The organism is Microbacterium sp. SLBN-111 (assembly GCF_049739645.1).
In the GTDB taxonomy this organism is placed as follows: domain Bacteria; phylum Actinomycetota; class Actinomycetes; order Actinomycetales; family Microbacteriaceae; genus Microbacterium.
Genome location: NZ_JBMGQH010000001.1, coordinates 1,597,263 through 1,618,483 on the forward strand (window position 1 = coordinate 1,597,263; position 21,221 = coordinate 1,618,483).

At 70.3% G+C, this 21,221-nt stretch carries 20 protein-coding genes; 11 read left to right on the top strand and 9 right to left on the bottom strand.

Annotation, left to right across the window (positions count from 1 at the left end):
• Positions 1 to 81 precede the first annotated feature (81 nt).
• A complete protein-coding gene (locus RKD05_RS07520; RefSeq protein ID WP_424709108.1) occupies positions 82 to 666 on the bottom strand; it encodes a nitroreductase family protein in 585 nt (194 codons plus the stop codon).
• A gap of 96 nt (positions 667 to 762) precedes the next feature.
• Positions 763 to 2,130, bottom strand: a complete 1,368-nt coding sequence (locus RKD05_RS07525; RefSeq protein WP_424709109.1) for a glucose-6-phosphate dehydrogenase — start codon at positions 2,128 to 2,130, stop codon at positions 763 to 765.
• Positions 2,131 to 2,244: 114 nt separating this feature from the next.
• Between RKD05_RS07525 and RKD05_RS07530 the strand changes: the two genes are divergently transcribed.
• The 10 genes from RKD05_RS07530 (at position 2,245) to RKD05_RS07575 (ending at position 13,438) form a co-directional block, all read left to right on the top strand.
• Entirely contained in the window at positions 2,245 to 4,014 is a 1,770-nt protein-coding gene (locus RKD05_RS07530) for a glycoside hydrolase family 15 protein (RefSeq protein WP_424709111.1), read from the top strand.
• 27 nt (positions 4,015 to 4,041) lie between these two features.
• On the top strand, positions 4,042 to 4,734 hold the full coding sequence (locus tag RKD05_RS07535; protein WP_424709113.1) for a hypothetical protein: 693 nt from the start codon (positions 4,042 to 4,044) through the stop codon (positions 4,732 to 4,734).
• Positions 4,735 to 4,975: 241 nt separating this feature from the next.
• Positions 4,976 to 6,442, top strand: coding sequence for a family 43 glycosylhydrolase (locus RKD05_RS07540; protein ID WP_424709115.1), 1,467 nt, complete (start codon positions 4,976 to 4,978; stop codon positions 6,440 to 6,442).
• Positions 6,443 to 6,492: 50 nt separating this feature from the next.
• Positions 6,493 to 7,830 (top strand): ABC transporter substrate-binding protein, encoded by a 1,338-nt coding sequence (locus RKD05_RS07545; RefSeq protein ID WP_424709117.1) that lies wholly within the window; start codon positions 6,493 to 6,495, stop codon positions 7,828 to 7,830.
• Positions 7,831 to 7,900: 70 nt separating this feature from the next.
• Positions 7,901 to 8,779, top strand: coding sequence for a carbohydrate ABC transporter permease (locus RKD05_RS07550; protein WP_026095925.1), 879 nt, complete (start codon positions 7,901 to 7,903; stop codon positions 8,777 to 8,779).
• Positions 8,779 to 9,690 carry a carbohydrate ABC transporter permease gene (locus tag RKD05_RS07555; protein WP_424709119.1) on the top strand — a complete coding sequence of 304 codons (912 nt, stop codon included), beginning with the start codon at positions 8,779 to 8,781 and terminating at the stop codon, positions 9,688 to 9,690. Before RKD05_RS07550 ends, RKD05_RS07555 begins: the two co-directional genes overlap by 1 nt.
• A gap of 16 nt (positions 9,691 to 9,706) precedes the next feature.
• A complete protein-coding gene (locus tag RKD05_RS07560) occupies positions 9,707 to 10,696 on the top strand; it encodes a LacI family DNA-binding transcriptional regulator (protein WP_022879520.1) in 990 nt (329 codons plus the stop codon).
• Positions 10,693 to 12,087: a glycoside hydrolase family 32 protein gene (locus RKD05_RS07565; protein ID WP_424709120.1), complete on the top strand. Its 1,395-nt coding sequence runs from the start codon at positions 10,693 to 10,695 to the stop codon at positions 12,085 to 12,087. The genes RKD05_RS07560 and RKD05_RS07565 overlap by 4 nt, the downstream gene beginning before the upstream one ends.
• 265 nt (positions 12,088 to 12,352) lie before the next feature.
• A complete protein-coding gene (locus RKD05_RS07570) occupies positions 12,353 to 13,042 on the top strand; it encodes a hypothetical protein (RefSeq protein WP_424709122.1) in 690 nt (229 codons plus the stop codon).
• 15 nt (positions 13,043 to 13,057) lie between these two features.
• Positions 13,058 to 13,438: a VOC family protein gene (locus RKD05_RS07575; RefSeq protein WP_022879517.1), complete on the top strand. Its 381-nt coding sequence runs from the start codon at positions 13,058 to 13,060 to the stop codon at positions 13,436 to 13,438.
• A gap of 61 nt (positions 13,439 to 13,499) precedes the next feature.
• On the opposite strand, the gene RKD05_RS07580 is transcribed toward RKD05_RS07575, so the two are convergent.
• The 4 genes from RKD05_RS07580 to RKD05_RS07595 all read right to left on the bottom strand — a co-directional run bounded on the left by RKD05_RS07580 (position 13,500) and on the right by RKD05_RS07595 (position 17,673).
• Entirely contained in the window at positions 13,500 to 14,615 is a 1,116-nt protein-coding gene (locus RKD05_RS07580; RefSeq protein ID WP_424709123.1) for an ABC transporter permease, read from the bottom strand.
• Positions 14,612 to 15,496 carry an ABC transporter ATP-binding protein gene (locus tag RKD05_RS07585; protein ID WP_424709124.1) on the bottom strand — a complete coding sequence of 295 codons (885 nt, stop codon included), beginning with the start codon at positions 15,494 to 15,496 and terminating at the stop codon, positions 14,612 to 14,614. The genes RKD05_RS07580 and RKD05_RS07585 overlap by 4 nt, the downstream gene beginning before the upstream one ends.
• 241 nt (positions 15,497 to 15,737) lie before the next feature.
• Complete coding sequence (locus RKD05_RS07590; protein WP_424709126.1) at positions 15,738 to 16,409, bottom strand: response regulator; 672 nt, start codon at positions 16,407 to 16,409, stop codon at positions 15,738 to 15,740.
• A complete protein-coding gene (locus tag RKD05_RS07595; RefSeq protein ID WP_424709128.1) occupies positions 16,402 to 17,673 on the bottom strand; it encodes a sensor histidine kinase in 1,272 nt (423 codons plus the stop codon). Before RKD05_RS07595 ends, RKD05_RS07590 begins: the two co-directional genes overlap by 8 nt.
• A gap of 146 nt (positions 17,674 to 17,819) precedes the next feature.
• Here RKD05_RS07595 and RKD05_RS07600 point away from each other — a divergent pair, with 146 nt between their 5' ends.
• The gene (locus tag RKD05_RS07600; RefSeq protein ID WP_424709129.1) at positions 17,820 to 18,392 is read left to right on the top strand and encodes an NADPH-dependent FMN reductase; all 573 of its coding nucleotides are present in this window, start codon (positions 17,820 to 17,822) and stop codon (positions 18,390 to 18,392) included.
• A 161-nt stretch (positions 18,393 to 18,553) separates the two neighbouring features.
• On the opposite strand, the gene RKD05_RS07605 is transcribed toward RKD05_RS07600, so the two are convergent.
• The 3 genes from RKD05_RS07605 to RKD05_RS07615 all read right to left on the bottom strand — a co-directional run bounded on the left by RKD05_RS07605 (position 18,554) and on the right by RKD05_RS07615 (position 21,177).
• Positions 18,554 to 19,792 (bottom strand): RNA polymerase sigma factor, encoded by a 1,239-nt coding sequence (locus tag RKD05_RS07605; protein WP_424709130.1) that lies wholly within the window; start codon positions 19,790 to 19,792, stop codon positions 18,554 to 18,556.
• Positions 19,789 to 20,217, bottom strand: coding sequence for a YciI family protein (locus RKD05_RS07610; protein ID WP_022878177.1), 429 nt, complete (start codon positions 20,215 to 20,217; stop codon positions 19,789 to 19,791). The genes RKD05_RS07605 and RKD05_RS07610 overlap by 4 nt, the downstream gene beginning before the upstream one ends.
• 117 nt (positions 20,218 to 20,334) lie before the next feature.
• Positions 20,335 to 21,177, bottom strand: a complete 843-nt coding sequence (locus RKD05_RS07615) for an exodeoxyribonuclease III (RefSeq protein WP_424709132.1) — start codon at positions 21,175 to 21,177, stop codon at positions 20,335 to 20,337.
• Positions 21,178 to 21,221 lie beyond the last annotated feature (44 nt).

Consider the following 21,221-nt stretch of genomic DNA (forward strand, 5'->3'; position numbering starts at 1 on the left):
CGCCCCCGCGCGCACATCCGCCCCCGCACCGCGATGCGCGGATACGGGGGCGGGGAACGGATGCCGGGAGCCGGCGCCGCGTCAGGCGTCGAGAAGCAGGGACTCGGCGAGGGGACGGCGCGTGCGGGGCGCGGACTCACGGGCGCGGACGGCCTCGTCGGCGGCATCCAGGTCGCCGAAGGCACCCACGGCGATGACGGTCACCGGCGTGAAGCGGGGGTCGATGCCGAAGGCGCTGCGCAGCTCGTCGCCCGAGAAGCCGCCCATGGTGTGGGTGGCGAGGCCGCGGGCGTGCGCCTCGACCGTGAAGAACGCGGCCGACTGACCGGCGTCGTACGTCGCCCACGGGAGGGCGTTGCCCTCCGCGTCGGCGGTCTCGGCCAGGACCACGATCAGCGCGCCGGCGGCCGACGCCCATCCCTGGTTGAACCCGACGAGCGACTCGACGATCTTCGCGTGGGCGTCGGTTCCGCGGCGGCCGACGATGAAGCGCCACGGCTGCGTGTTGTTGGCGGACGGCGACCAGCGGGCGGCCTCGAAGGCGGCGCGCAGGGCCTCCTCGTCGATGGGGGCTTCGGCGTCGAAGACGCGCGTGCTCCAGCGCTCGGCCAGGACGTCGAGAATCGGGACGTCGGTCTGCGCGGTGCGGTCGAGAACGTGGGACATGGGGTACTCCTCGGGGTGAGAACGATGCCGGGGCTCCGTTGACCCAGTCCATCGAACGCGGTCAGGCCGCCGGATGTTCCCGTGTGACGGAGAAAGTCACAGCCCCCACGACGTCGGACCCGCGGTCCCCGCCGGGTACTCGTCGAGCGGGACCTTTCCCGCGCGCCACGCGTCGATGACCGGCTGCACGATGCGCCAGCACTGTTCGGCGGCGTCACCGCGGACGGCAAGCATGGCGTCGCCGTCCAGGATGCCGGAGAGCACCTCGCCGTAGGCCTTCAGGCCGCCCTCGCCGAGGTCTGCCGCGAGCGTGACGCGTTCGAGCTCGAGCGGGTCGTCGGCGCCGTTCACGTTCAGCCCGAGACTCATGGTGTCGGGACCGAGCGAGAACGTCAGCACGGAAGGGTCGCTCTCACCGACGAAGCCGTCGGGCAGGTGCCGCACGGGCTTGAAGGTGACGGTCACGGCCGGGTCGCCGGCATCCGGTCCGAGAGCTTTGCCGGACCGCAGCACGATCGGTACGCCCTGCCAGCGGGCGGTGCGCACCTCGACCGTCATCTCGGCGAGCGTCTCGGTCTGCCGCGACGCGTCGACCCCGGGCTCGTCGACGTAGGACGTGAAGTGCCGGTCGCCGATCGTGCCCTCGGTGTACCGGGCGCGGCGGGAGTTCTTCACCGGGTCGTCGCCCCACACGTGCGTCGCGCGCAGCACCGCGGACGTGGCATCCCGCAGGTCGAGCTGGTCGAGGGAGGACGGCGGCTCCATCGTCACGAACGCCATGACCTGCAACAGGTGACTCTGAATCATGTCGACCAGCGCGCCGGCGTGGTCGTAGTACCCCGCGCGGCCCTCGAGCCCGAGCTTCTCCGGGAAGTCGACGGTGATCCCGGCGATGTCGTCGGCCGACCACACGCTCTCGATGAGGCGGTTGGCGAAGCGCACCCCGAGGAGGTTGAGCACCGTCGACCGGCCCAGGAAGTGGTCGATGCGGAACACCTGGTCCTCGGGCACGAGCTTCGCGACCTGCTGGTTGAGCGCGTGGGCGCTCGCCTCGTCGGTGCCGAACGGCTTCTCGAGCGCGAGGATCGTTCCCTCGGGGATCTTCACGTCGGCCAGGGCCACGCACGCCTTCTCGGCGACCGCGGGCGGAACGGCGAAGTACAGCGCGGGCCGACCCTCGGCGGCATCCAGGATCTCCTGCAGATCGGAGGCCTTCGTGATGTCGGCCTGCCCGTAGGTGGTGTCGGCCACCTTGTCGAAGGCCTTCTCGGCGCCCATCGTCGCGAACGACGCCCGCACGGTGTCGCGCCACTTCTCGTCGGTCCAGTCCTCCATGCCCGCGCCGTGCAGCCGCACCGACCGGTTCGGCTCGCGCGTGAGCAGCTGCCCGAGGGCGGGCAGCAGGAGACGCGAGGTCAGGTCGCCCGAAGCGCCCAGGATGATCAGGGTGGTGTCCGCCGGCATGGGGCCACCGTAGCGCCCGGTTCCGACACCGGGAGGTCGCTTGCAGCGGGCACACGGATGCCGCTAGCGAGATGCACGGCCGCGATGTCGGCATCCCCTGCCACAATCACGAGGGTGAGCACCGCGATCGAGGACTACGCCGTCCTCAGCAACTGCCGATCCGCCGCCCTCGTCTCCCGGGAGGGCAGCGTCGACTGGCTGTGCCTGCCGAGGTACGACAGCGCGTCGATGTTCGGCGCGCTGCTGGGCGACGAGTCGCACGGGGCGTGGTCGTTGCGTCCGACGGATCCGGATGCCACGGTCACCCGGCACTACGACGCCGACACGTTCGTGCTGGTCACGCGCTGGGAGACGTCGACCGGCGTCGCCGAGGTGCACGACGCGATGCCGATCGACGAGGGCGTCGAGGCGCTGATCCGGCGCGTGATCGGGATCTCCGGCGCCGTGGACTTCGTCAGTGAGGTGCGCTTCCGCTTCGACTACGCCCGGGCGGTGCCGTGGGTGCGGCAGGTCGGACAGGGGCACGAGCACGCGATCCTCGCGGTCGCGGGTCCGGATGCCGTGATCCTCCGCGGTCCGCGCCTGATCGCCGTCGACACCGCGCACCGCGCGCTGTGGACCACCGTCGCGGGGGAGAGCGTCGATTCCGTGCTGTCGTGGGGGCCGTCGTGGCAGACCGCGCCCGCCCCGATCGACGTGGATGCCACCCTCAAACGCACCATCGAGTGGTGGGCCGCGTGGGCCCGGCGCGTGCACGCGGCCGGCGAGCACGCCGACCTCGTGACGCGCTCGCTCCTGGTCCTCCGCGCGCTCACACACGCCGAGACCGGCGGCATCGTGGCCGCGGCCACCACGTCGCTGCCCGAGTCGTTCGGCGGCGAACGCAACTGGGACTACCGCTACGTGTGGTTGCGCGACGCGGCGCTGACCCTCGTCGCGTACATCGACCACGGCTACCTCGACGCCGCGCACCGGTGGCGCACGTGGCTGCTGCGCGCGATCGCCGGAGACCCGGCCGACGTGCAGATCATGTACGGCATCGCGGGGGAGCGCGACCTGCCCGAGCGCGAGATCACGAGCCTGCCCGGGTACGACGGCGCCCGACCCGTGCGCATCGGCAACGGTGCCGTGGACCAGTACCAGGCCGATGTGATCGGCGAGGTCATGGTCGCGCTCGAGGCCGCGCGCAACGCGGGCGTCGAGGAGACGTCGTTCTCGTGGGCGCTGCAGCGGGCGCTCCTCGACCAGCTCGTGGAGTGGTTCGATCGCCCCGACAACGGCATCTGGGAGATGCGCGGCGACCCGCACTTCTTCACGCACTCGCGCGCGATGGTGTGGGCGGCGTTCGATCGTGGCATCCGGGCCGTCGAGCAGAACGGGCTGGACGGCGAGGTCGACACGTGGCGTCAGCTCCGCGATCGCGCGCGCGACGACATCGACGCGCACGGCGTGCACGCCGACGGTTGGTTCACGCAGCATGCTGACACCGACGAGGTCGATGCGTCGTTGCTGATCCTGCCGCAGGTCGGTTTCTGCGCGTTCGACGATCCGCGCATGCTCGCCACCGTCGCCCGGATGGAGCAGACGCTCATGCCCGACGGCTGGTTGCTGCGCTACCGCACGACCGGCGTCGACGGCCTCGCGGGGGACGAGCACCCGTTCCTCGCGTGCTCGTTCTGGCTCGTCGGGCAGTACGCGAGGTCCGGCCGCCGCGACGACGCCGTCGCCCTCATGCGCCGCCTGACCGCGGTCGCCAACGACGTCGGCCTCCTTTCCGAGGAGTACGACCCGAAGGGGAAGCGGCAGGCCGGCAACACCCCGCAGGCGCTGTCGCACCTCGCGCTCGTGGGTGCCTCGGATGCCTTGGGCGCAACCGCCCCGTGACCCCCTCGGCCGTTCTAGAGTCGGGGCATGAGCGACGATGACGTCGAGCTGAACCACCTGCGCGAGCGCGTCTACGGCGAAGCCGGAGGCCCGGCCACCGAGGCCGAGATCGCGCGACTCGCGGCCCTCGAGGAGGAGCTGCGCGCCGGCCGCGCCCCGACGCCGGTCGAGCAGCCGGTGACGGCCGAGCCGTCGCCCGTCGCCCCTCCCGAACCGATCGTGGATGCCCCTCCGCACCGTCCCCGCGCCCTCGCGGTGATCGTGACGGTCGTCGCCGCGGCCGCGCTCATCGGGGCGGGCTACGCCGCGGGCGTCGCGTCGCCCTCGCTCGCCGCAGCCTCCCCCACGCCGTCGGCGTCGACGGCATCCCCGTATCCCGAACTGGCGTTCCCGCAGACCGACGACGACAAGATCTCGTCGGGGATCATCGCGGACAGCGGCATCGACCCCGCGAGCACCCGCTATATCGCCGTCATGCGCGGTTTCCGCGTGTTCCTCGCCGCGCGCGAGCGGGGAGACGGCGTGTGCGTCGTGACGTTCATCGCCGTCAACGATCAGCCCTGGTCGGCGGGATGCACCGCCGGCGGCACGCTCGACGCCGGCGCAGTGTTCGGCGTCGACCGGCGCCTCAGCATCGCGCTCGGCGCCCCGTCCCGCGTGTCGATCCGGGGCCTGCCCGTGCGGCTGTCCGAGTCGGTGACCGCGTACCTGACGGAGTGAGCCGCGCCCTCGCGCAACCTCAGCGATTCGCGCAGCCTCAGTCCGATCGGGCCGGACGCGACTGAGTCTGTGCACATCGCTGAGGTGCCGTCGCGGACCCCGTCGGTGAAGCCCGGATCGGCCGCATCGAAAAGGCATGATTAACCGGTTGACCATACGCGGCGTCCCTTGCTATGGTCTGCGTAACCGATTAACCACCCTGGGTTCATCGGAGACAGCGTCTCGTCGAGGAGTCATCCGCATGGACCAAAGAGGGTTCTTCCGACCGTCCGGAGCCTGGGTCGGTGACGTCATCCCGTGGCAGGAGGACGGCCGGTTCCACCTCTTCTACCTCCACGAGTCGCGGCGCACGCCCAAGATCGGCATGCCGTGGCACCGGGTCGTCACCGACGACCTCGTCGGCTTCACCGAAACCGGCCCGGCGTTGGCCTCCGGAGGACCGGATGCCGACGACTTCAACGTCTACACCGGAAGCGTCGTCGTGGCCGACGGCATCCACCACGTCTTCTACACCGGACAGAACCCGGACGTCGTCGGGAACGACGGACTCCCTCTCCAGCTCGTGCTGCATGCGACGAGCACGGACGGCATGCGTACCTGGGACCGTCATCCGGAGGACACGTTCGGCGCCACGGCGGGTTACGAGACGGCCGATTGGCGCGACCCCTTCGTGTTCCGCGACGAGGAAGCCGGGCTGTGGCGCATGCTCGTGACCGCCCGGCACGCGCACGGCCCCGAGCGCCGCCGCGGTGTCATCGCGCAGTGCGTCTCGCACGACCTCCGGTCGTGGGAGCCCGTCGAGCCGTTCTGGGACCCTCGGCGTTACCTCGCGCACGAATGCCCGGAAGTCTTCGAATGGAACGGGTGGTGGTACCTGGTCTACTCCGAGTTCAGCGAGTCCTTCACCACGCGCTATCGCGTCTCGCGCAGCCTGCAGGGCCCCTGGAACGTGCCGGAGAACGACACCCTCGACGGGCGGGCGTATTACGCGGCGAAATCGGCCGCGCGCGACGGACGCCGCTTCTTCTTCGGGTGGATCTCCTCGCGAGAGGGCTCGACCGACGACGGCGATTGGCAATGGGCCGGCACCCTCTCCGTCCTGGAGGCGGAGCAGAATTCCGACGGCACGCTGCGTTTCCACCCTCCGCGCGAGCTGCTCGAGACTTTCGATCGGGGCGCCGGAGGACTGGCATCCGCGACCGTTCTGTCCGCACCCGACGGATATTCCGCCCTCGTGCTCCCCGGGACGGCGCCCGCCACCTTCCGGGTGCAGGCGGAGTTCGACATCGCCCCGGACACCACCGAATGCGGGCTCTTGCTGCGGGCCAGCGCGGACGGTGACGAGGCCTACGTGCTGCGCCTCGAACCCCGTCGCAACCGCCTCGTGTTCGATCGCTGGCCGCGCCGTCGCACCGGCGGTGAGCAGTGGCAGATCTCGGGCGACGTCCCGTTCGCCATCGAGCTCGAGCGTCCCGTTCTCCTGGAGCCCGGCCGGCATCGGCTCGACGTCGTCGTCGTCGACGACCTCTGCGTGGCCACCGTCGACGGTGCCGTGACCCTCAGTACGCGGCTCTACGACCGCACCGAGGGAGCGATCGGCGCCTTCGTCGGGGAGGGGACCGTCACCGTCCTCGAACTCGACGTGTCCGCGCGGACCCCCGACGTGACCGACGCCCTGCACGACGACCTCCTGGTCGCGTCCTCCTGATTCGCTCCTTTCCTTCCCACCACCCGAACCACACATCAACGGAGATTCCTATGGTCAACCTCACGCGCACGGCATCCTGGGTCGCCCTCGCTGCTGCCGCTGCCCTCGTCCTGTCGGGCTGCGGTGCTTCCGGCGGCGGCACGGACCCGACCGACGTCCACCCCGAGGGCGAGGTGAAGCCCCGCGAGATCTCGTGGCTTCTCTCGCGCCCCGCGGATGGTGGCGTCATCACCGCGATGCAGAAGATCGCCGGCGAATACGCCGCCGACCACCCGGGCTTCTCGCTCAACCTCATCACGACGCCCGACCGACCCAGCTACATCCAGAAGTACGAGACGCTCGCGGCGGCCAACAAACTGCCCGAACTCTTCGACACGGATGCCACGCCGTTCGCCCAGAAGCTCGCGCAGCAGGGTCGGATGATCGACGTGGACGCGCTGCTGAAGGACCTCGGCCTCGCCGACACCTACCGCGAAGCCGCCCTGAACTACCAGCGCTTCGACGACGGCTCGCTGTACATGGTGCCCTTCGAATTCCAGCTCGAGTTCTTCTGGTACAACCGTGATCTGCTCTCGCAGGCCGGAGTCCCGGTTCCGGCCACGCTCGACGACTTCGCGCCGATGTGTCAGGCGCTCCGCGCGAAGGGCATCACCCCGATCGCGCTGGACGGGGCCGACGGATGGCCGCTCGAGCGGTACATGGCGTACTACCCGTTCCGCCAGGTCGGCCCGGAGTACGTGCAGAAGCTCAAGACCGGAGAAGCGAAGTTCTCGGACGCCCCCGGCCTCGCCGCGGCCGAGTGGCTGTCCGGGCTGGGCAAGGCCGGCTGCTTCCAGGAGGGCTTCTCCTCCACCGGGTACGCCGACGCGCAGGCGCAGTTCACGTCGGGCAAGGCGGCCGTGTACAACATCGGCACGTGGGAACTCGGAAACCTGGCGACGGACAAGCTCGACGCGGGCGTCCGCGACAAGGTCGACTACTTCACGCTCCCCACGCTGCCCGGGGCGGCCACGGCCGACAACGAATACGTCACCCCGTCGGGAATCGGGATGGCCGTGAACACCGCGACATACGACCCCCTGGTCCGGGACTTCCTGAAGTTCGCGCTCGAGCGCTACCCCGCCGAGGTCGCCGCATCCGGCGCGCTCTCGCCGACGACCGATGTCCAGACCACGATCCCGTCCAACGCGACGCCTCTGTACGACCGGGCGATCGCCCAATCCAGCGACGTGGGCACCAAGATCGCGATGCCGTGGGACACGCAGCTGGACCCTGCCACGAACACGCGTCTCCAGCAGGAGCTGACCCTGCTGGTTCAGGGCGACATCACGCCCGACGAGTTCGTGGCGACGATGGATGCCGCCTTGAAGGAGAACGTCGGTGGCTGACGTCCTGACGTCCGGCCGGCCCCGGGTGACCGGGGCCGGCCGGCCCACCCGTCGGCCCATGAGCACCTCGATGCTTCCCCGCCGGTCCGGGCTGGCCGTCGCCGTCTTCCTCGTGCCTCCGCTGCTCCTGTACGGGGCCGCCGTTCTGCTCCCGATCGTGCAGTCGCTCGTGCTGAGCCTCTTCTCGTGGGACGGCATCACCCGTCTGACCTTCGTGGGCCTGGACAACTACGTGAAGATGTTCACCCGCGACGACGTCTTCTGGACCGCGTTCGGCAACGCGCTCGGCTACCTTGCCATCTGCCTCGTCCTCCAGCTCGGTGGAGCCCTGGCCGTCGCGGGTCTCCTCACCGCGCTGCCGCGCGCACGTGAGCTCGTCAAGACGCTGTACCTGCTGCCCGCCGTGATCTCCACGGTGGCCATCGCGTTCCTGTTCCTCCGGATCTACTCGCTCGAACCGGTGGGCCTGATCAACCAGCTGCTCGCCTTCGTCGGCCTCGACGGGCTGCAGACCGCGTGGTTGTCGAACCTCCAGACCGTGCTGGCCGCCGTGTCCATTCCCGAGGGGTGGCGCTTCACAGGCCTCTACATGCTCATCATCTACGCCGCGCTGATCGCCGTGCCGAAGGAGCTCGAGGAGGCCGCCCGCCTGGACGGCGCCTCGTGGTGGCAGACGTTCTGGCGCATCCGGTTCCCCTACATCCGTCCCGTCTGGATCACCACGACGGTGATGGCGACCACCTTCGCGCTGCGCGGATTCGACATCCCGTACCTCCTGACCAACGGCGGTCCGGGGCAGGCATCCGAGCTCCTGACGACGTACATGTACAAGACCGCCTTCGTGCACACCGACTACGGCTATGCCAGCGCCCTCTCCGTCTTCATCGTGGTGGAATGCCTCGTCGCGGTCGGGCTCATCTTCCTGCTCCTCCGTCGAAAGGACGCGTGATGACCGCGACTCTCGTCCCCGCGCCCGCGGCATCCGCTCCCCGGAATCCCGAGATCGAACCCCGGCCGGTGCACCACTCGCCGCGCCTGCGGGTCCAGCGCACGCTTCTCACGGTCACCGTGATCCTGATCGTCGTCGTGCAGGTGTACCCGCTGCTGTGGCTCTTCCTCACCAGCTTCCGCACGGCCTCGGACTTCGCCGGCGGCGACCCCTTCGCCCTGCCGCGGGAGTGGACGCTCGACAACTACGCCCGCGCGTTCGACACCGGCAACCTTGCGCTGAACATCGGCAACAGCTTCATCGTCACCCTCGGTGCCAGCGCGCTCATCGTCGTGGCGGGGATGATGGCCGCCTACGCCCTGCAGGTGCTCGGGTTCCGCTTCAGCGGGCTCGTCCGTGCGCTGTTCCTGCTCGGGATCATCGTGCCGGTGCAGATCGCGCTCGTCCCGCTCTTCATCGACTACTCGCAGGTGGGGTTGCTCGACACCCACCTGTCGATGATCCTGCCGCTGGCGGCGTTCTCGCTCCCGATGGGCGTCTACCTCTTCTCGTCGTTCTACGAGTACATCCCGCGAGAGTTGTACGAGGCGGCCTCGCTCGACGGTGCCGGTCCGTACCGGATCTTCCTGCAGATCACGGCGCCGCTGTCGGTGAACACCATCATCACCGTCGTGCTGGTCAACAGCATCTTCATCTGGAACGACTTCGTCTTCGCGAACACCTTCGTGCTTTCCGACGGACTGAAGACGATCCCGCTGGGCCTGCAAAACTACATCGGAGCGATGGGCAACACCGATTGGACAGCGACGTTCGCCGCCGTGTGCGTCACGGTGACGCCACTGCTGCTGGTCTTCCTGGTGCTGAACAAGGCGATGATCGCCGGCCTGGAGAGCGGAGCCACCAAGGGATGAAGACGAGGATCCCCTCATGACCACCACCATGCGCGATGTCGCGAAGGCGGCCGGCGTCTCGGTCGCGACCGTGTCGCACGTCGTCAACGACAAGCCCGGCGCGCGCATCGGCGAGGATGCCCGGCGTCGCGTGCACGAGGCGATCGCGGCGCTCGGTTACCGTCCGAACGCTCTCGCCAAGACGCTGTCGGAGGGCAGTTCCCGCTTCATCGGTCTGGTGGCGGATGCCATCGCCACCACGCCCTTCGCCGGACAGATCATCCACGGCGCCCAGGACGAGGCGTGGCGCCACGGTTTCGTCCTCCTCGTCGCCAATACCGAGGGCAATGCCGCCGCCGAGAACGATGCGATCGCGATGATGCTGGAGCACCAGGTGCGCGGCATCCTGTACTCCACCTGGTATCACCGCGAGATCGAGGTCCCCCCGCCGCTGCAGCACACGGAGACGGTGCTGGTGAACTGCTTCGCCGGCGACGACTCGTTCCCGGCGGTGGTCCCCGACGAGGAGCAGGGCGGTCGGACGGCGACCGAGGAACTGCTCGCGGCCGGGCATCGCCGCATCGCTTTCCTCAACACCACGACGCCCTCGCCGGCCCGGGACGGGCGGCTCGCCGGCTACAGGTCCGCGCTGGAGGAGGCCGGAATCGCCTTCGACGCCGGGCTCGCCTTCGAAACCGCCCCCGACCAGGAGGGCGGATACGCGGCGGTCGACGGCGTGCTCGCCTCCGGCGCCACCGGGGTCTTCTGCCACAACGACCGGGTCGCGATGGGTCTGTACGACGGGCTCCGGGAACGCGGCCTGCGCATCCCCGACGACATGGCGGTCATGGGCTTCGACAACCAGGACGTCATCGCGGCGCATCTCCGACCGCCCTTGTCGACCGTCGCCCTGCCGCACTATGAACTCGGCGCGGCCGGCGTGCGGACGCTGCTCGGACTCGATGCCCCGGCCGTGGGCGCTCGCCAGCTGGTCTCCTGCCCCTCCGTTCCGCGGGAGTCGCTGTGAACCTTCCCCGGCCGCGGTTCCACCTCGCCCCCGTCCGCAATTGGATGAACGACCCCAACGGTCTGGTCTTCGTCGACGGTCGCTGGCACGCGTTCTTCCAGTACAACCCCGAGGGGAACGACTGGGGGAACATGAGCTGGGGCCACGCGTCCAGCCGCGACCTCCTGCAGTGGGAGGAGCATCGCGTCGCGCTCCCGCACCGACCGGGCGAGCAGATCTACTCGGGTTCGACCGTCATCGACGCCGACGGAACGCTCACGGCGTTCTACACGAGTGCCTACGGTTATGGCATCCAGGCGCAGTCCCGTGCGACGAGCGTCGACGGCGGCGAGACCTGGATCCCGGATGCCGCCAACCCGGTGATCGACCGGGGGAGTTCCGACTTCCGCGACCCCAAGGTGGTGCGGCTCCCGCACGGCGGTTGGCTGATGCTGACCGTCGAAGCGGTCGAGCGGCGCGTGGTGTTCTACGCCTCCGACGACCTGCTCTCGTGGCGGGAGTCCGGATCCTTCGGCCCGATCGGTGTGGACGGCGTGGTGTGGGAGTGCCCCGACCTCGTTCACCTCCCCGTGGAAGGGCGGCCCGGCAGTCGGCGTTGGGTGCTGCTGCTGAGCACGAATCCCGTCGGGGAGGATCCCGACCCCGTCGGTTCCGCGATGCACTACGTGGTCGGCGACCTCATCGACGGTGCATTCCGCGCGGATCGCGACGCCCTCGTGCCCCTCGATCACGGTCGCGACCTGTACGCGGGCGTGACCTTCCACGATGCGCCTGACGGAGCGGCGGTCATGCTCGCCTGGATGAGCAACTGGCGCTACGCCCACGTCGTCCCGACGTCGCCGTGGCGGGGCGCGATGTCGATCCCGCGCACCCTCGGACTCCGTGACGTCGAGGGCGAGCTGCGTCTCGTGCAGCGACCGTCCGTCGACCTCCGCGACGATCGTGCGGACGCGGTCGAGGCTCCGGTCACGGTCGAGCCGCACGTTCTCGTGGACGTCCGGTGGGACCCGGCGGTGACCGGGGCCCTGCGACTGACCCTCGAGGGGGAGGGGGATGCCACGGTCGAGATCGTCCACGACCCCACCGTCGGCACCCTGTCCGTGTCGAGGGGCGGAACGGTTGCCCGATCCCTGCATCCCGACTTCGCGGGCACCCGGGTGGCCCCGCTTGTCGATGGCCGCACCGGCGTCCTCACCGCGATCCTCGACGGACCGCTCCTCGAGATCTTCGCCGACGACGGCGCGACCGTGCTCTCGCACCTCGTGACCCTCGGCTCAGGCCCGGTGACCGCCTCGACGCACGTTCCGACCGGGGCGGGTGCTCCCGGGGTGCGCCTCGTCGTCTCCGACGGCGTCGTCCAGAAGGGTCGGGCGGTTCCGGCGACCGTCTGATCCGACTCCCCTCTCACCGCCGGGCCCCGGCGGACGGTATGTCATTCGAGATCCCCGCCGCGCGCTGTTGCAGGGCGCAGGAGCCGGGGCCAGATCGCTGAGTCGGTGCCGGGCTCTCCCGCGCGTGCCGCGCAACCTCAGCGATCCGCGCACCCTCAGTCCGATCGGGCCGGATTCCACTGAGCTTGTGCAGATCGCTGAGCCGGCGCCGCCCGACCCGGCGCCCACAGCCCCGCCCCACTCACCGCGCACCTAGAGTCGAGGCATGAGCGACGAGGACGTCGAGCTGGCGCAGCTGCGCGAGCGCGTGTACGGCGGGCGCGGGACCGCGCCCACCGCCGACGAGATCGCCCGGCTCAGCACGCTCGAGGATCAGATCCGCGCGGACCCGGCACCGGACGCGACCGCGCCGCCGACGCCACCCGCGCCCGCGCCGACCGCGCCGCCCACGCCCGACGAGCCGGTGGATGCCACCCCGCGAACGTCCCGTCCCGTCACCCGTGGCATCCTCACCGCGCTCGCCGCGGTCGCCCTGGTCGGCCTCGGGGCCGCGATCGGCTTCGCCGCGGCCACCCAGCCCGCCCCGGCCGACGCCTCCGCACCGGCGCTGCCCGAACTCGCGTTCGCCCAGACCGCCGAGGACGTGATCTCGGGCGACATCCTGTCCGACAGCGGCATCGACCCGGCGAGCATCCGTTACATCGCGACGATCCGCGACTTCCGCATCTACCTCGCCGTCCCCGACGACGGCGACGGCGAATGCATCGCGGTCTTCACCTCCACCGAGAACCGGCCGTGGTCGGCGGGGTGCGCGAGCGGCGGCCACCCGGGGGCCGCGGTGTTCGGGGTGGACGAGAAGCTCACGGTCGCCATCGGCGACCCGGCCGACGACGCCGTCGCGGGCACGCCCGTCCGACTGTCCGAGAGCGTCACGGCCTACATCAGGCAGAACTAGAGAAAGGGCACGACCATGTTCCACTCCGAAGGGGCGTTCTCCGGATTCGCCGTCGACGACCTCGACGCCGCCCACCGTTTCTACGCCGACACGCTCGGCCTGCGCGTGGAGGTGCTCGAGGGATCCGGGTTCCTCCGTCTCCATCTGGCATCCGGAGGGATCGTCCTCGTGTACGGCAAGCCGCACCACGTCCCGGCGTCCTTTACGGTGCTGAACTTCCCCGTCTCCGACGTCGAGGCGGCCGTCGACGACCTCCGCTCGCGCGGCGTCGAGACGAAGATCTACGACGACGCCGACTTCCCCACCGATTCGCGCGGCATCATGCGTGAGGGCGGCCCGCTGATCGCGTGGTTCCGCGACCCGGCCGGCAACGTCCTCGCGGTCCTCGAGGAATGAGAAGCGGGATGGATGCCAGAAGCCATGGCATCCATCCCGCCGGTGACCGGGCCCGAGCCGGTCAGCCCCGCAGCGCTTCTGCCAGCTTGACGCGGGCCCCCATGCGCAGCAGGGAGTTCTGGTAGATGCGGGCGGCGACGGCGATCGCTCCGACGCACGAGGCGATCAGGATCAGCAGCGAGAGCACGGGCTCCCACCACTGGGCGTCGCCGAGGTAGAGGCGCAGCGGCATCCCGACGGGCGCCGAGAACGGCACGTACGACATGATCGTCAGCACGACGGGGTTGTCGTTGAAGAAGATCACGAGGAAGTACGGCGCCATGATCAGCATGGTGATCGGCGTGGTGGTGGCGCCGATGTCCTCCTGACGCGAGACCATCGCGGCCGCGGCGGCGAACAGCGACGCGAGCAGCACGAATCCGAACAGGAAGAAGATCGCGAACCAGGCGATCGGTGCGCCCAGGGCGCCCAGCACCCCGACCTGATCCGTGACCGCGAGGCCGATCACCGCGACCGCCGCCAGCAGCACGATCTGGGCCATCGCGAGGACCGTGTTGCCGAGCACCTTGCCCGCCAGCAGCGCACGGACCGGGATCGCGGAGATGAGGATTTCCACGACCCGCGTCTGCTTCTCCTCGACGACGCTCTGCGCGATCGTCCCGCCGAACGTACTCGCGGCGATGAGGAAGACGATGCCGAACCCGAGCGCGATGAAGTAGCGGAGCGCGTCGGCCGCACCCGCACCGGGCTCGATCGTCTCGACCTCCGGGGTCTCGCTGAGGAGCTGCAGGAGCGCGGCTGGGACCCTGTCCTTCACCACGACGGTGTAGTCGAACGCGGGGTTCGACGATCCCGACACCAGGGCGGCATCCACGGTCCCGTCCTCGACGAGCGCGCGGGCTGCGTCATCCGAGTCGGCGACCGTCGCATCGACACCCTCGAGCCCCGACAGTGCAGTTTGCGTCTGGTTCGTGACGGCGACCGGGATGCCACTGCCCCCGGCGTCGCGGGCGGCGAAACCGCCCCACAGGACCGACGCGAGAGCCGCGACGACGAGGATCGCCGTCGAGATCACGAAGACCTTGCTGCGCAGCTTCGAGCCGATCTCGCGCTCGGCCACGAGCCACACGCTCTGCAGCTCGCTCGGGGCGGGGCGCGGCGTCGTTGCGGTGCTCACTGGATGACCTCCTTGAAGATGTCGGCGAGGGTGGGCCGCTGCGGCGCGAAGCTCGCCACGTCCCCCCGCGCCACCGCCGCGCGCAGCACGGCCTGGGCCGCGGTGTCGTCGGCGGCGTCGAACACGGCGTACCCGCCGTCGAAGTCGACCACCGTGATGCCGGGCTGATCGCGCAGCCAGCCCGCGTCGCCGCCCGAGAGCAGTTCGTATCGGTGCGTCGCGTGCTGCGCGCGGAGGTCCTCACGGCTGCCGGCCGCGCGGATCGTGCCGGCGGCGATGATCACCAGGTCGTCGCACAGCCGCTCGACGACGTCGAGCTGGTGGGAGGAGAACAGCACCGCGGTGCCCGTCGCCGCCTTCTCCTGCAGCACGCCGGCGACCACGTCGACCGCGAGCGGGTCGAGGCCCGAGAACGGCTCGTCGAGGATCAGCACGTCGGGCTCGTGCACGAGCGACGCGGCGATCTGCGCGCGCTGCTGGTTGCCGAGCGAGAGCGTCTCGACCAGGTCGTTCAGGCGCTCACCGAGGCCGAGCCGCCGAAGCAGCGCGGTCGCCTTCGCGGTGGCCTCGGCCTTGCCGAAACCGTGCAGTCGCGCGAGGTACGCGATGTGTTCGACGACCTTCATCTTCGGATACAGGCCGCGCTCCTCGGGCATGTAGCCGAAGCGTCGCCGATCGGCCGCCGTGAGGGGCGTGCCGTCGAGCGCGACCGTGCCCGCGTCCTTGCCGAGGACGCCGAGCGCGATGCGCATGGTCGTGGTCTTCCCCGCGCCGTTGCCGCCGACGAAGCCCGTCAGTCGCCCCGGAGCCACGGTGAAACTCACGTCGTCGAGCACGCGGCGACCGCCGTAGCTCTTGGTGATGCCGTCCAGTTCGAGCACGGTCCACCCCTTTCTGGTGATGGCATTCACGCTACGGATGAGGGTGGGGCGTGGCATCCGTCCGGGGGAGGGTTCTGGGACTCCACCGCGCGGGGGAGCTCGGCGGCCACGCGGACACAACGAAGGAGATATGTCTGCGAAGCCGCGGGATTCCGCACAGCCGCGGCCGGCGCTGCGCAGATTTCCTGCGTTGTGTCCTCGGGCGGCGGCCGGCGGTACCGGCACCGGGGCCGCGTGGACGTCAGGTCAGGCCGTGCCGATGCGCGAGCACGACGGCCTGGACGCGGTCGCGGGCGCCGAGCTTCTGCAGCACGTTCGACACGTGGGTCTTGACCGTGGCCTCGCCGATGAAGAGCCGCGCGGCGATCTCGGCGTTGCTCAAGGCTTCGGCGACGAGCTTCAGCACCTCGGCCTCGCGGTCGGTGAGGGGCTCCGCGAGGACGAGCGGCTCCACCGCGGGCGAAGGCGGCGCGACGTCGCCGCCGCGCCCGGCGAACCGTGAGATGACGCGACGGGTGACCTCCGGCGCGAGGAGCGCATCGCCCGCGCCGATCACCCGCACCGCGCCCACGAGCTCTTCCGGTCCGGCGTTCTTCAGGAGGAACCCGCTCGCGCCCGCCCCGAGCGCGTCGAAGAGGTAGTCGTCGCGGTCGAACGTCGTCACGATGAGCACCGCCGCGTCGGATTCGGGGTCGGCGATGATGCGTCGCGTGGCCTCGAGACCGTCCATGTCGGGCATCTGCACGTCCATGCAGATCACGTCGGGCCGCAGGCGCGCGGCCGCGGCGATCGCCTCGACCCCCGTGCTCGCTTCGCCGACCACCTCGATGTCGTCCTCGAGCGACAGGATCGTACGGAACCCCGCCCGCATCATCGCGTGGTCGTCGACGAGCAGCACGCGCACGTCAGGCATGTACCACCTCGCTCTCGACCAGCGGCACGCGCACCCGCACGAGGTACCCGCCGCGGGAGCGCGGCCCCATCTCGATGCTGCCGCCCGACACCGCCGCGCGCTCCCGCATCCCGAGCTGCCCGAGCCCCGGGGTCGCCGTCCCGCGCCGGCCGGTGTTGGTCACCTCGAGCTCGACCGACGTGTCGTCGAACCGGACGCGCACGTCGGCCGTGGCATCCGGTCCCGCGTGCCGACGGGCGTTGGTCAGCGCCTCCTGCGCGATCCGGAACAGGTTGACCTGCACCAGCGGCGGCGGCTCGACCGCCGGCTCACCGATCACGGCGAACGTCGTCGGAAGCCCCGCGGCCGAGGCCTCCGCGACGAGGGAGGGGAGGGATGCCAGACCGTGCGTCGTCGGAGCGGTGTCGGTGCTCGGCTCCTCGCCGTGGGTGGCATCCGGGGTCCGGAGGGTCTCGAGCAGCTGCCGAAGCTCTTTCAGCGACGTGCGCGCGGATTCCTCGATGCCGCTGAGCACCCGCCGCGAGGTGTCGGGGTCGCGCTCGAGCACGGAACGGGCGACACCCGCCTGCACGCCCATGAGCGAGACGTGGTGCGCGACGACGTCGTGCAGCTCGCGCGCGATCCGCACGCGGTCGAGCGCGACCGCCTGGGCCGCCGTGATCTCGCGCTCCGCCTCGAGCTCGGCCGTACGTTCCTCGAGCGCGACGCGCTGCAGACGCTGCTGGTGCGAGCGCTCGCCGAAGAAGTACGCGCCGCCGAAGAACAGGGCGTTGATCCCCAGCGTCAGCAACTGCGCCGCGACGAAGGGCGAGAAGGCTCCGGTGCGCGACGGGAAGCCCTCCGGCACCTGGTCGACCGGCATCGTGGCGTCCTGGAACATCACGACGAACAGCCACGCGAACATGCCGAGGATGATGGCCACCCGCACGATCGTGGCGCGGTGCCGGTTCGTCGACCAGGCTCCGACCGTGTACAGGGCGATGAACATCGCAATGTTGCCCGCGTAGATCTCGGGGACGCGCAACGTGACCGCGACGAAGTACGCCACCGAGACGATCACGGCCACGATCGACGGCCACCGGCGCCGGAAGGCCAGCGGCACGGCCAGCACCGTGACGTACACGACCGCGAGGATGAACTCGGCCTGCTGGTCGCCGTAGATCCCCGCAACCGCGGAGAGCACCGCGCTCAGGAGCCCCCCGACGAACAGCACCGCCGCGAGGACGACGTCGCTGCGCCACTGCGCGCGCGTGAGGTTCGGCATCCCTCCACGGTAGGGGGGACCACCGACGTTCGGCATCCCCCTTCGGACGGAGTCAACCCCCGCGGGGAACAGGCCGCGGAACGCAACAGTTACACGGGAATGCATCCGGGCGCCCCCGCGTCCCCGTCATCCCAGGAAGGATCATCGTGACCGACTACACCATCGGCTACATCGTCGGAAGCATCTCCAGCACCTCGATCAACCGTCGCCTCGCGAAGGCACTCGAGAAGGTCGCGCCCGAGGGCGTGACGCTGAAGGAGATTCCGATCAAGGACCTCCCGTTCTACTCGCCCGACTACGACGGGAACTTCCCGCAGGTCGCGACGGACTTCAAGAACGCGATCGAGGATGCCGACGGCGTCATCATCGTGACCCCCGAGTACAGCCGCTCCATCCCCGGTGTGCTGAAGAACGCGCTGGACTGGTCGGCGCGTCCGTACGGCGAGGCGTCGTTCAACGACAAGCCGACCGCGGTCGTCGGCACCTCGCAGGGCGGCATCGCCACCGCCGCCGGTCAGCAGCACCTGCGCTCGGTCCTCCTGCACTACAACGCGCTCGTGCTCGGTCAGCCCGAGGGCTACATCCAATCGACGCCCGGCCTGTTCGACGAGGACGGCACGGTCAACGACGAGGGCACGGCGGCGTTCCTCCGCTCGATCATCGAGGCGCTCGTGACGCTCGTCGAGCGCACCGCTCCCGCGGCGGTTCCCGCGGTCTGACGCACCCCACGGCGGGGTCGGGGTTCGCTCCGGCCCCGCCGTTGCACGCGAAGTTCGCAGATTCGGCGGTTCTTCGCAGATTTCCGGCGGAATCCTGCGAAGAACGGGGAAATCTGCGACGTTCGCGAGCGTCGTGCTTCGCGCCGGTGGACCTTCGAGCCTCAGCCGCCCAGCGCCTCGGCCTTCCGCCGCAGCAGCGCGGCCTCGCGGGCGTTGCGGGTGAGGCCCGCGGCCTCGAGCAGCTGGGCGCGGGCGTCCTCGACGCGGCCCAGGCGCGCGAGCAGTTCGCCGCGCACCGACGGCAGCAGGTGCGAACCGCGCAAGGGCGTGGCATCCATCCCGTCGACGATCGCGAGCCCTTCTTCGGGACCGGATGCCATCGACACGGCGACCGCGCGATTGAGCTCGACCACCGGGTTGGCGGTGATCCGGCCGAGCATCTCGTACAGCAGGACGATGCGGTCCCAGTCGGTGGCCTCGACGCTCGCGGCCTCGGCGTGACACAGCGCGATCGCGGCCTGCAGTTGATACGGGCCGCGGCCCTTGCCGAGGGCGTCGGCCCGGTCGAGGAGCGCGCGGCCGCGGGCGATCGCCGAGTGGTCCCACCGGCGTCGATCCTGGTCGGCCAGGAGCACGGCATCCCCGTTCCCGTCGATCCGGGCGGCGAAGCGGGATGCCTGGAACTCCATGAGCGCGGACAGCCCGAGCACCTCCGGCTCGCGGGGGAGCAGCCGGTCGAGGACGCGGCCGAGGCGCAGCGCCTCGTGCGCGAGCTCCGTGCGGAGGACCGCGTCGCCCGTGCTCGCGACGTAGCCCTCGGTGAAGATCAGGTACACGACGGTGAGGACCGCCGTGCGCCGTGCGGGCCACTCGGCCGGTTCGGGCACCGCGAAGGGGACGCGCGCCGCGCTCAGCGCCTTCTTCGCGCGGACGATCCGCTGCTGCATCGTCGGCACGGGGACCAGGAAGAGTCGCGCGATCGCCTCGGTGTCGAGCCCGCCCACGACCTTCAGCGTCAACGCCACCTGCGCTTCGCGCGAGAGCACCGGGTGGCAGGCGGCGAACACGAGCCGCAGGACGTCGTCGTCGATCGGCTCCCACACGTCGTCGGCCACCTCGTCGAGGTCGGCGGCGAGGAGCCGGTACTTCGCGCCGAGGCGCTGCTCGCGCCGCCAGCCGTCGATCGCGCGACGCTTCGCCACCGCCGTGAGCCACGCCCCGGGGTTCCGCGGAACGCCGTCGCGCCCCCACTGCTCCACAGCCTCGACGAGCGCGTCCTGCGCGAGGTCTTCCGCGGTGCCGAGGTCGCCGACCACGCGGGCCAGCGCCGCGACGATCCGGGCACCCTCGATGCGCCAGATCGCCGCGACGCGGCGCGAGAGGTCGGGGTCGGGGGTCACCGCCCTGACAGCTCCTCGCGCCAGCCCTCCTCCTTCTGGATGTACTCGTTGTCGGCGAAGGCGGCGAAGTCGGTCTCGTCGGTGACCCGGCGCACCTCGAGCTTGTTGCCGGCGATGAGCGGCGCGCGGCGCGCCCACTCGATCGCCTCGTCGCGCGACGACACCTCGATGATCCAGAAGCCGTTGAACAGCTCGTGCGTCTCGCCATAGGGGCCGTCGGTGACCACCGGCTCCTCACCGCCGAACTCGACGACGAAGTTCTGGCTCATGTCTTCGGCGAGGCCGTCGCCGGCGACGAGCACGCCCGCGGTGATCATGGACTCGTTGTACGCGCCCATGTCGTTGATGATCTGCTCGAAGGGGATCTGCTTGTATGCCGCGTACGCCTCGTCGGTGCCGCGCATGATCAGCATGTACTTCGTCATGGTCTCTTCTCTTCCCTGCTGCCGTGGATTCCGGGGGAGCGGATGCCTGCCCCTACTATCGCGTCGAATTGCGCGGCCCGGAATCGACAGGGGGACGAAAAAAGATCCCGGATGCCGTCAGCCGAAGATCATCGGGAGGTCGTCGTCCTCGCCGTCGGCGAAGTCGAGGTCGGCGACGACGGGCACATGGTCGCTCGGCGCCTCGCCCTTGCGCTCGTTGCGGTGGATCTCGGCGCCCTGCACGGCGTCGGCGAACGCCGTGGAGCCGAGGATGAAATCGATCCGCAGCCCCTCGTTGCGGGGGAAGCGCAGCTGCTTGTAGTCCCAGTAGGTGTATCCGGTGGGGATGAGGGGACGCACCACGTCGGTGAGCCCCGCGGACTCGAACGCGGCGAACGCGGCGCGCTCGGGCGGAGAGACGTGCGTGGTCACGCCCTCGATCACGGTGGGGTCGCCGTTGTCGGCATCCGTCGGGGCGATGTTGAAGTCGCCCGTGAGGGCCAGGGGCAGGCCGGGGGTCGCCGCGAGAGTGTCCTCGGTGTGACGGCGGAGGGCCTCGAGCCAGTCGAGCTTGTAACGGTAGTGCGGGTCGTCGAGCCCGCGGCCGTTCGGGACGTACAGGCTCCACACCCGCACGCCGTTGATCGTCGCGCCGAGGGCCCGCGCCTCCTTCGGCAGGTCGGGACCCTCCTGGCCCTTCTCGAACCCGGGCATCCCGGGGAAGCCGATCTCGACGTCCTCGATCGGCTCGCGGCTGGCGATCGCGACGCCGTTCCACTGGTTCAGCCCATGCGCGACGACGTGGTAGCCGGCCTCTTCGAACGCCGCGTACGGGAACTGGTCCGTCTTGCACTTGATCTCCTGCATCGCCAGCACGTCGATGTGCTCGCGCACGGCGAACTCGACGGTGCGGGCGACGCGGGCGCGGACGGAGTTGACGTTCCAGGTGGCCAAGCGCATGGCATCCAGCCTACTTTCGGGCGGGGACATCGCCGGGCCAGGGC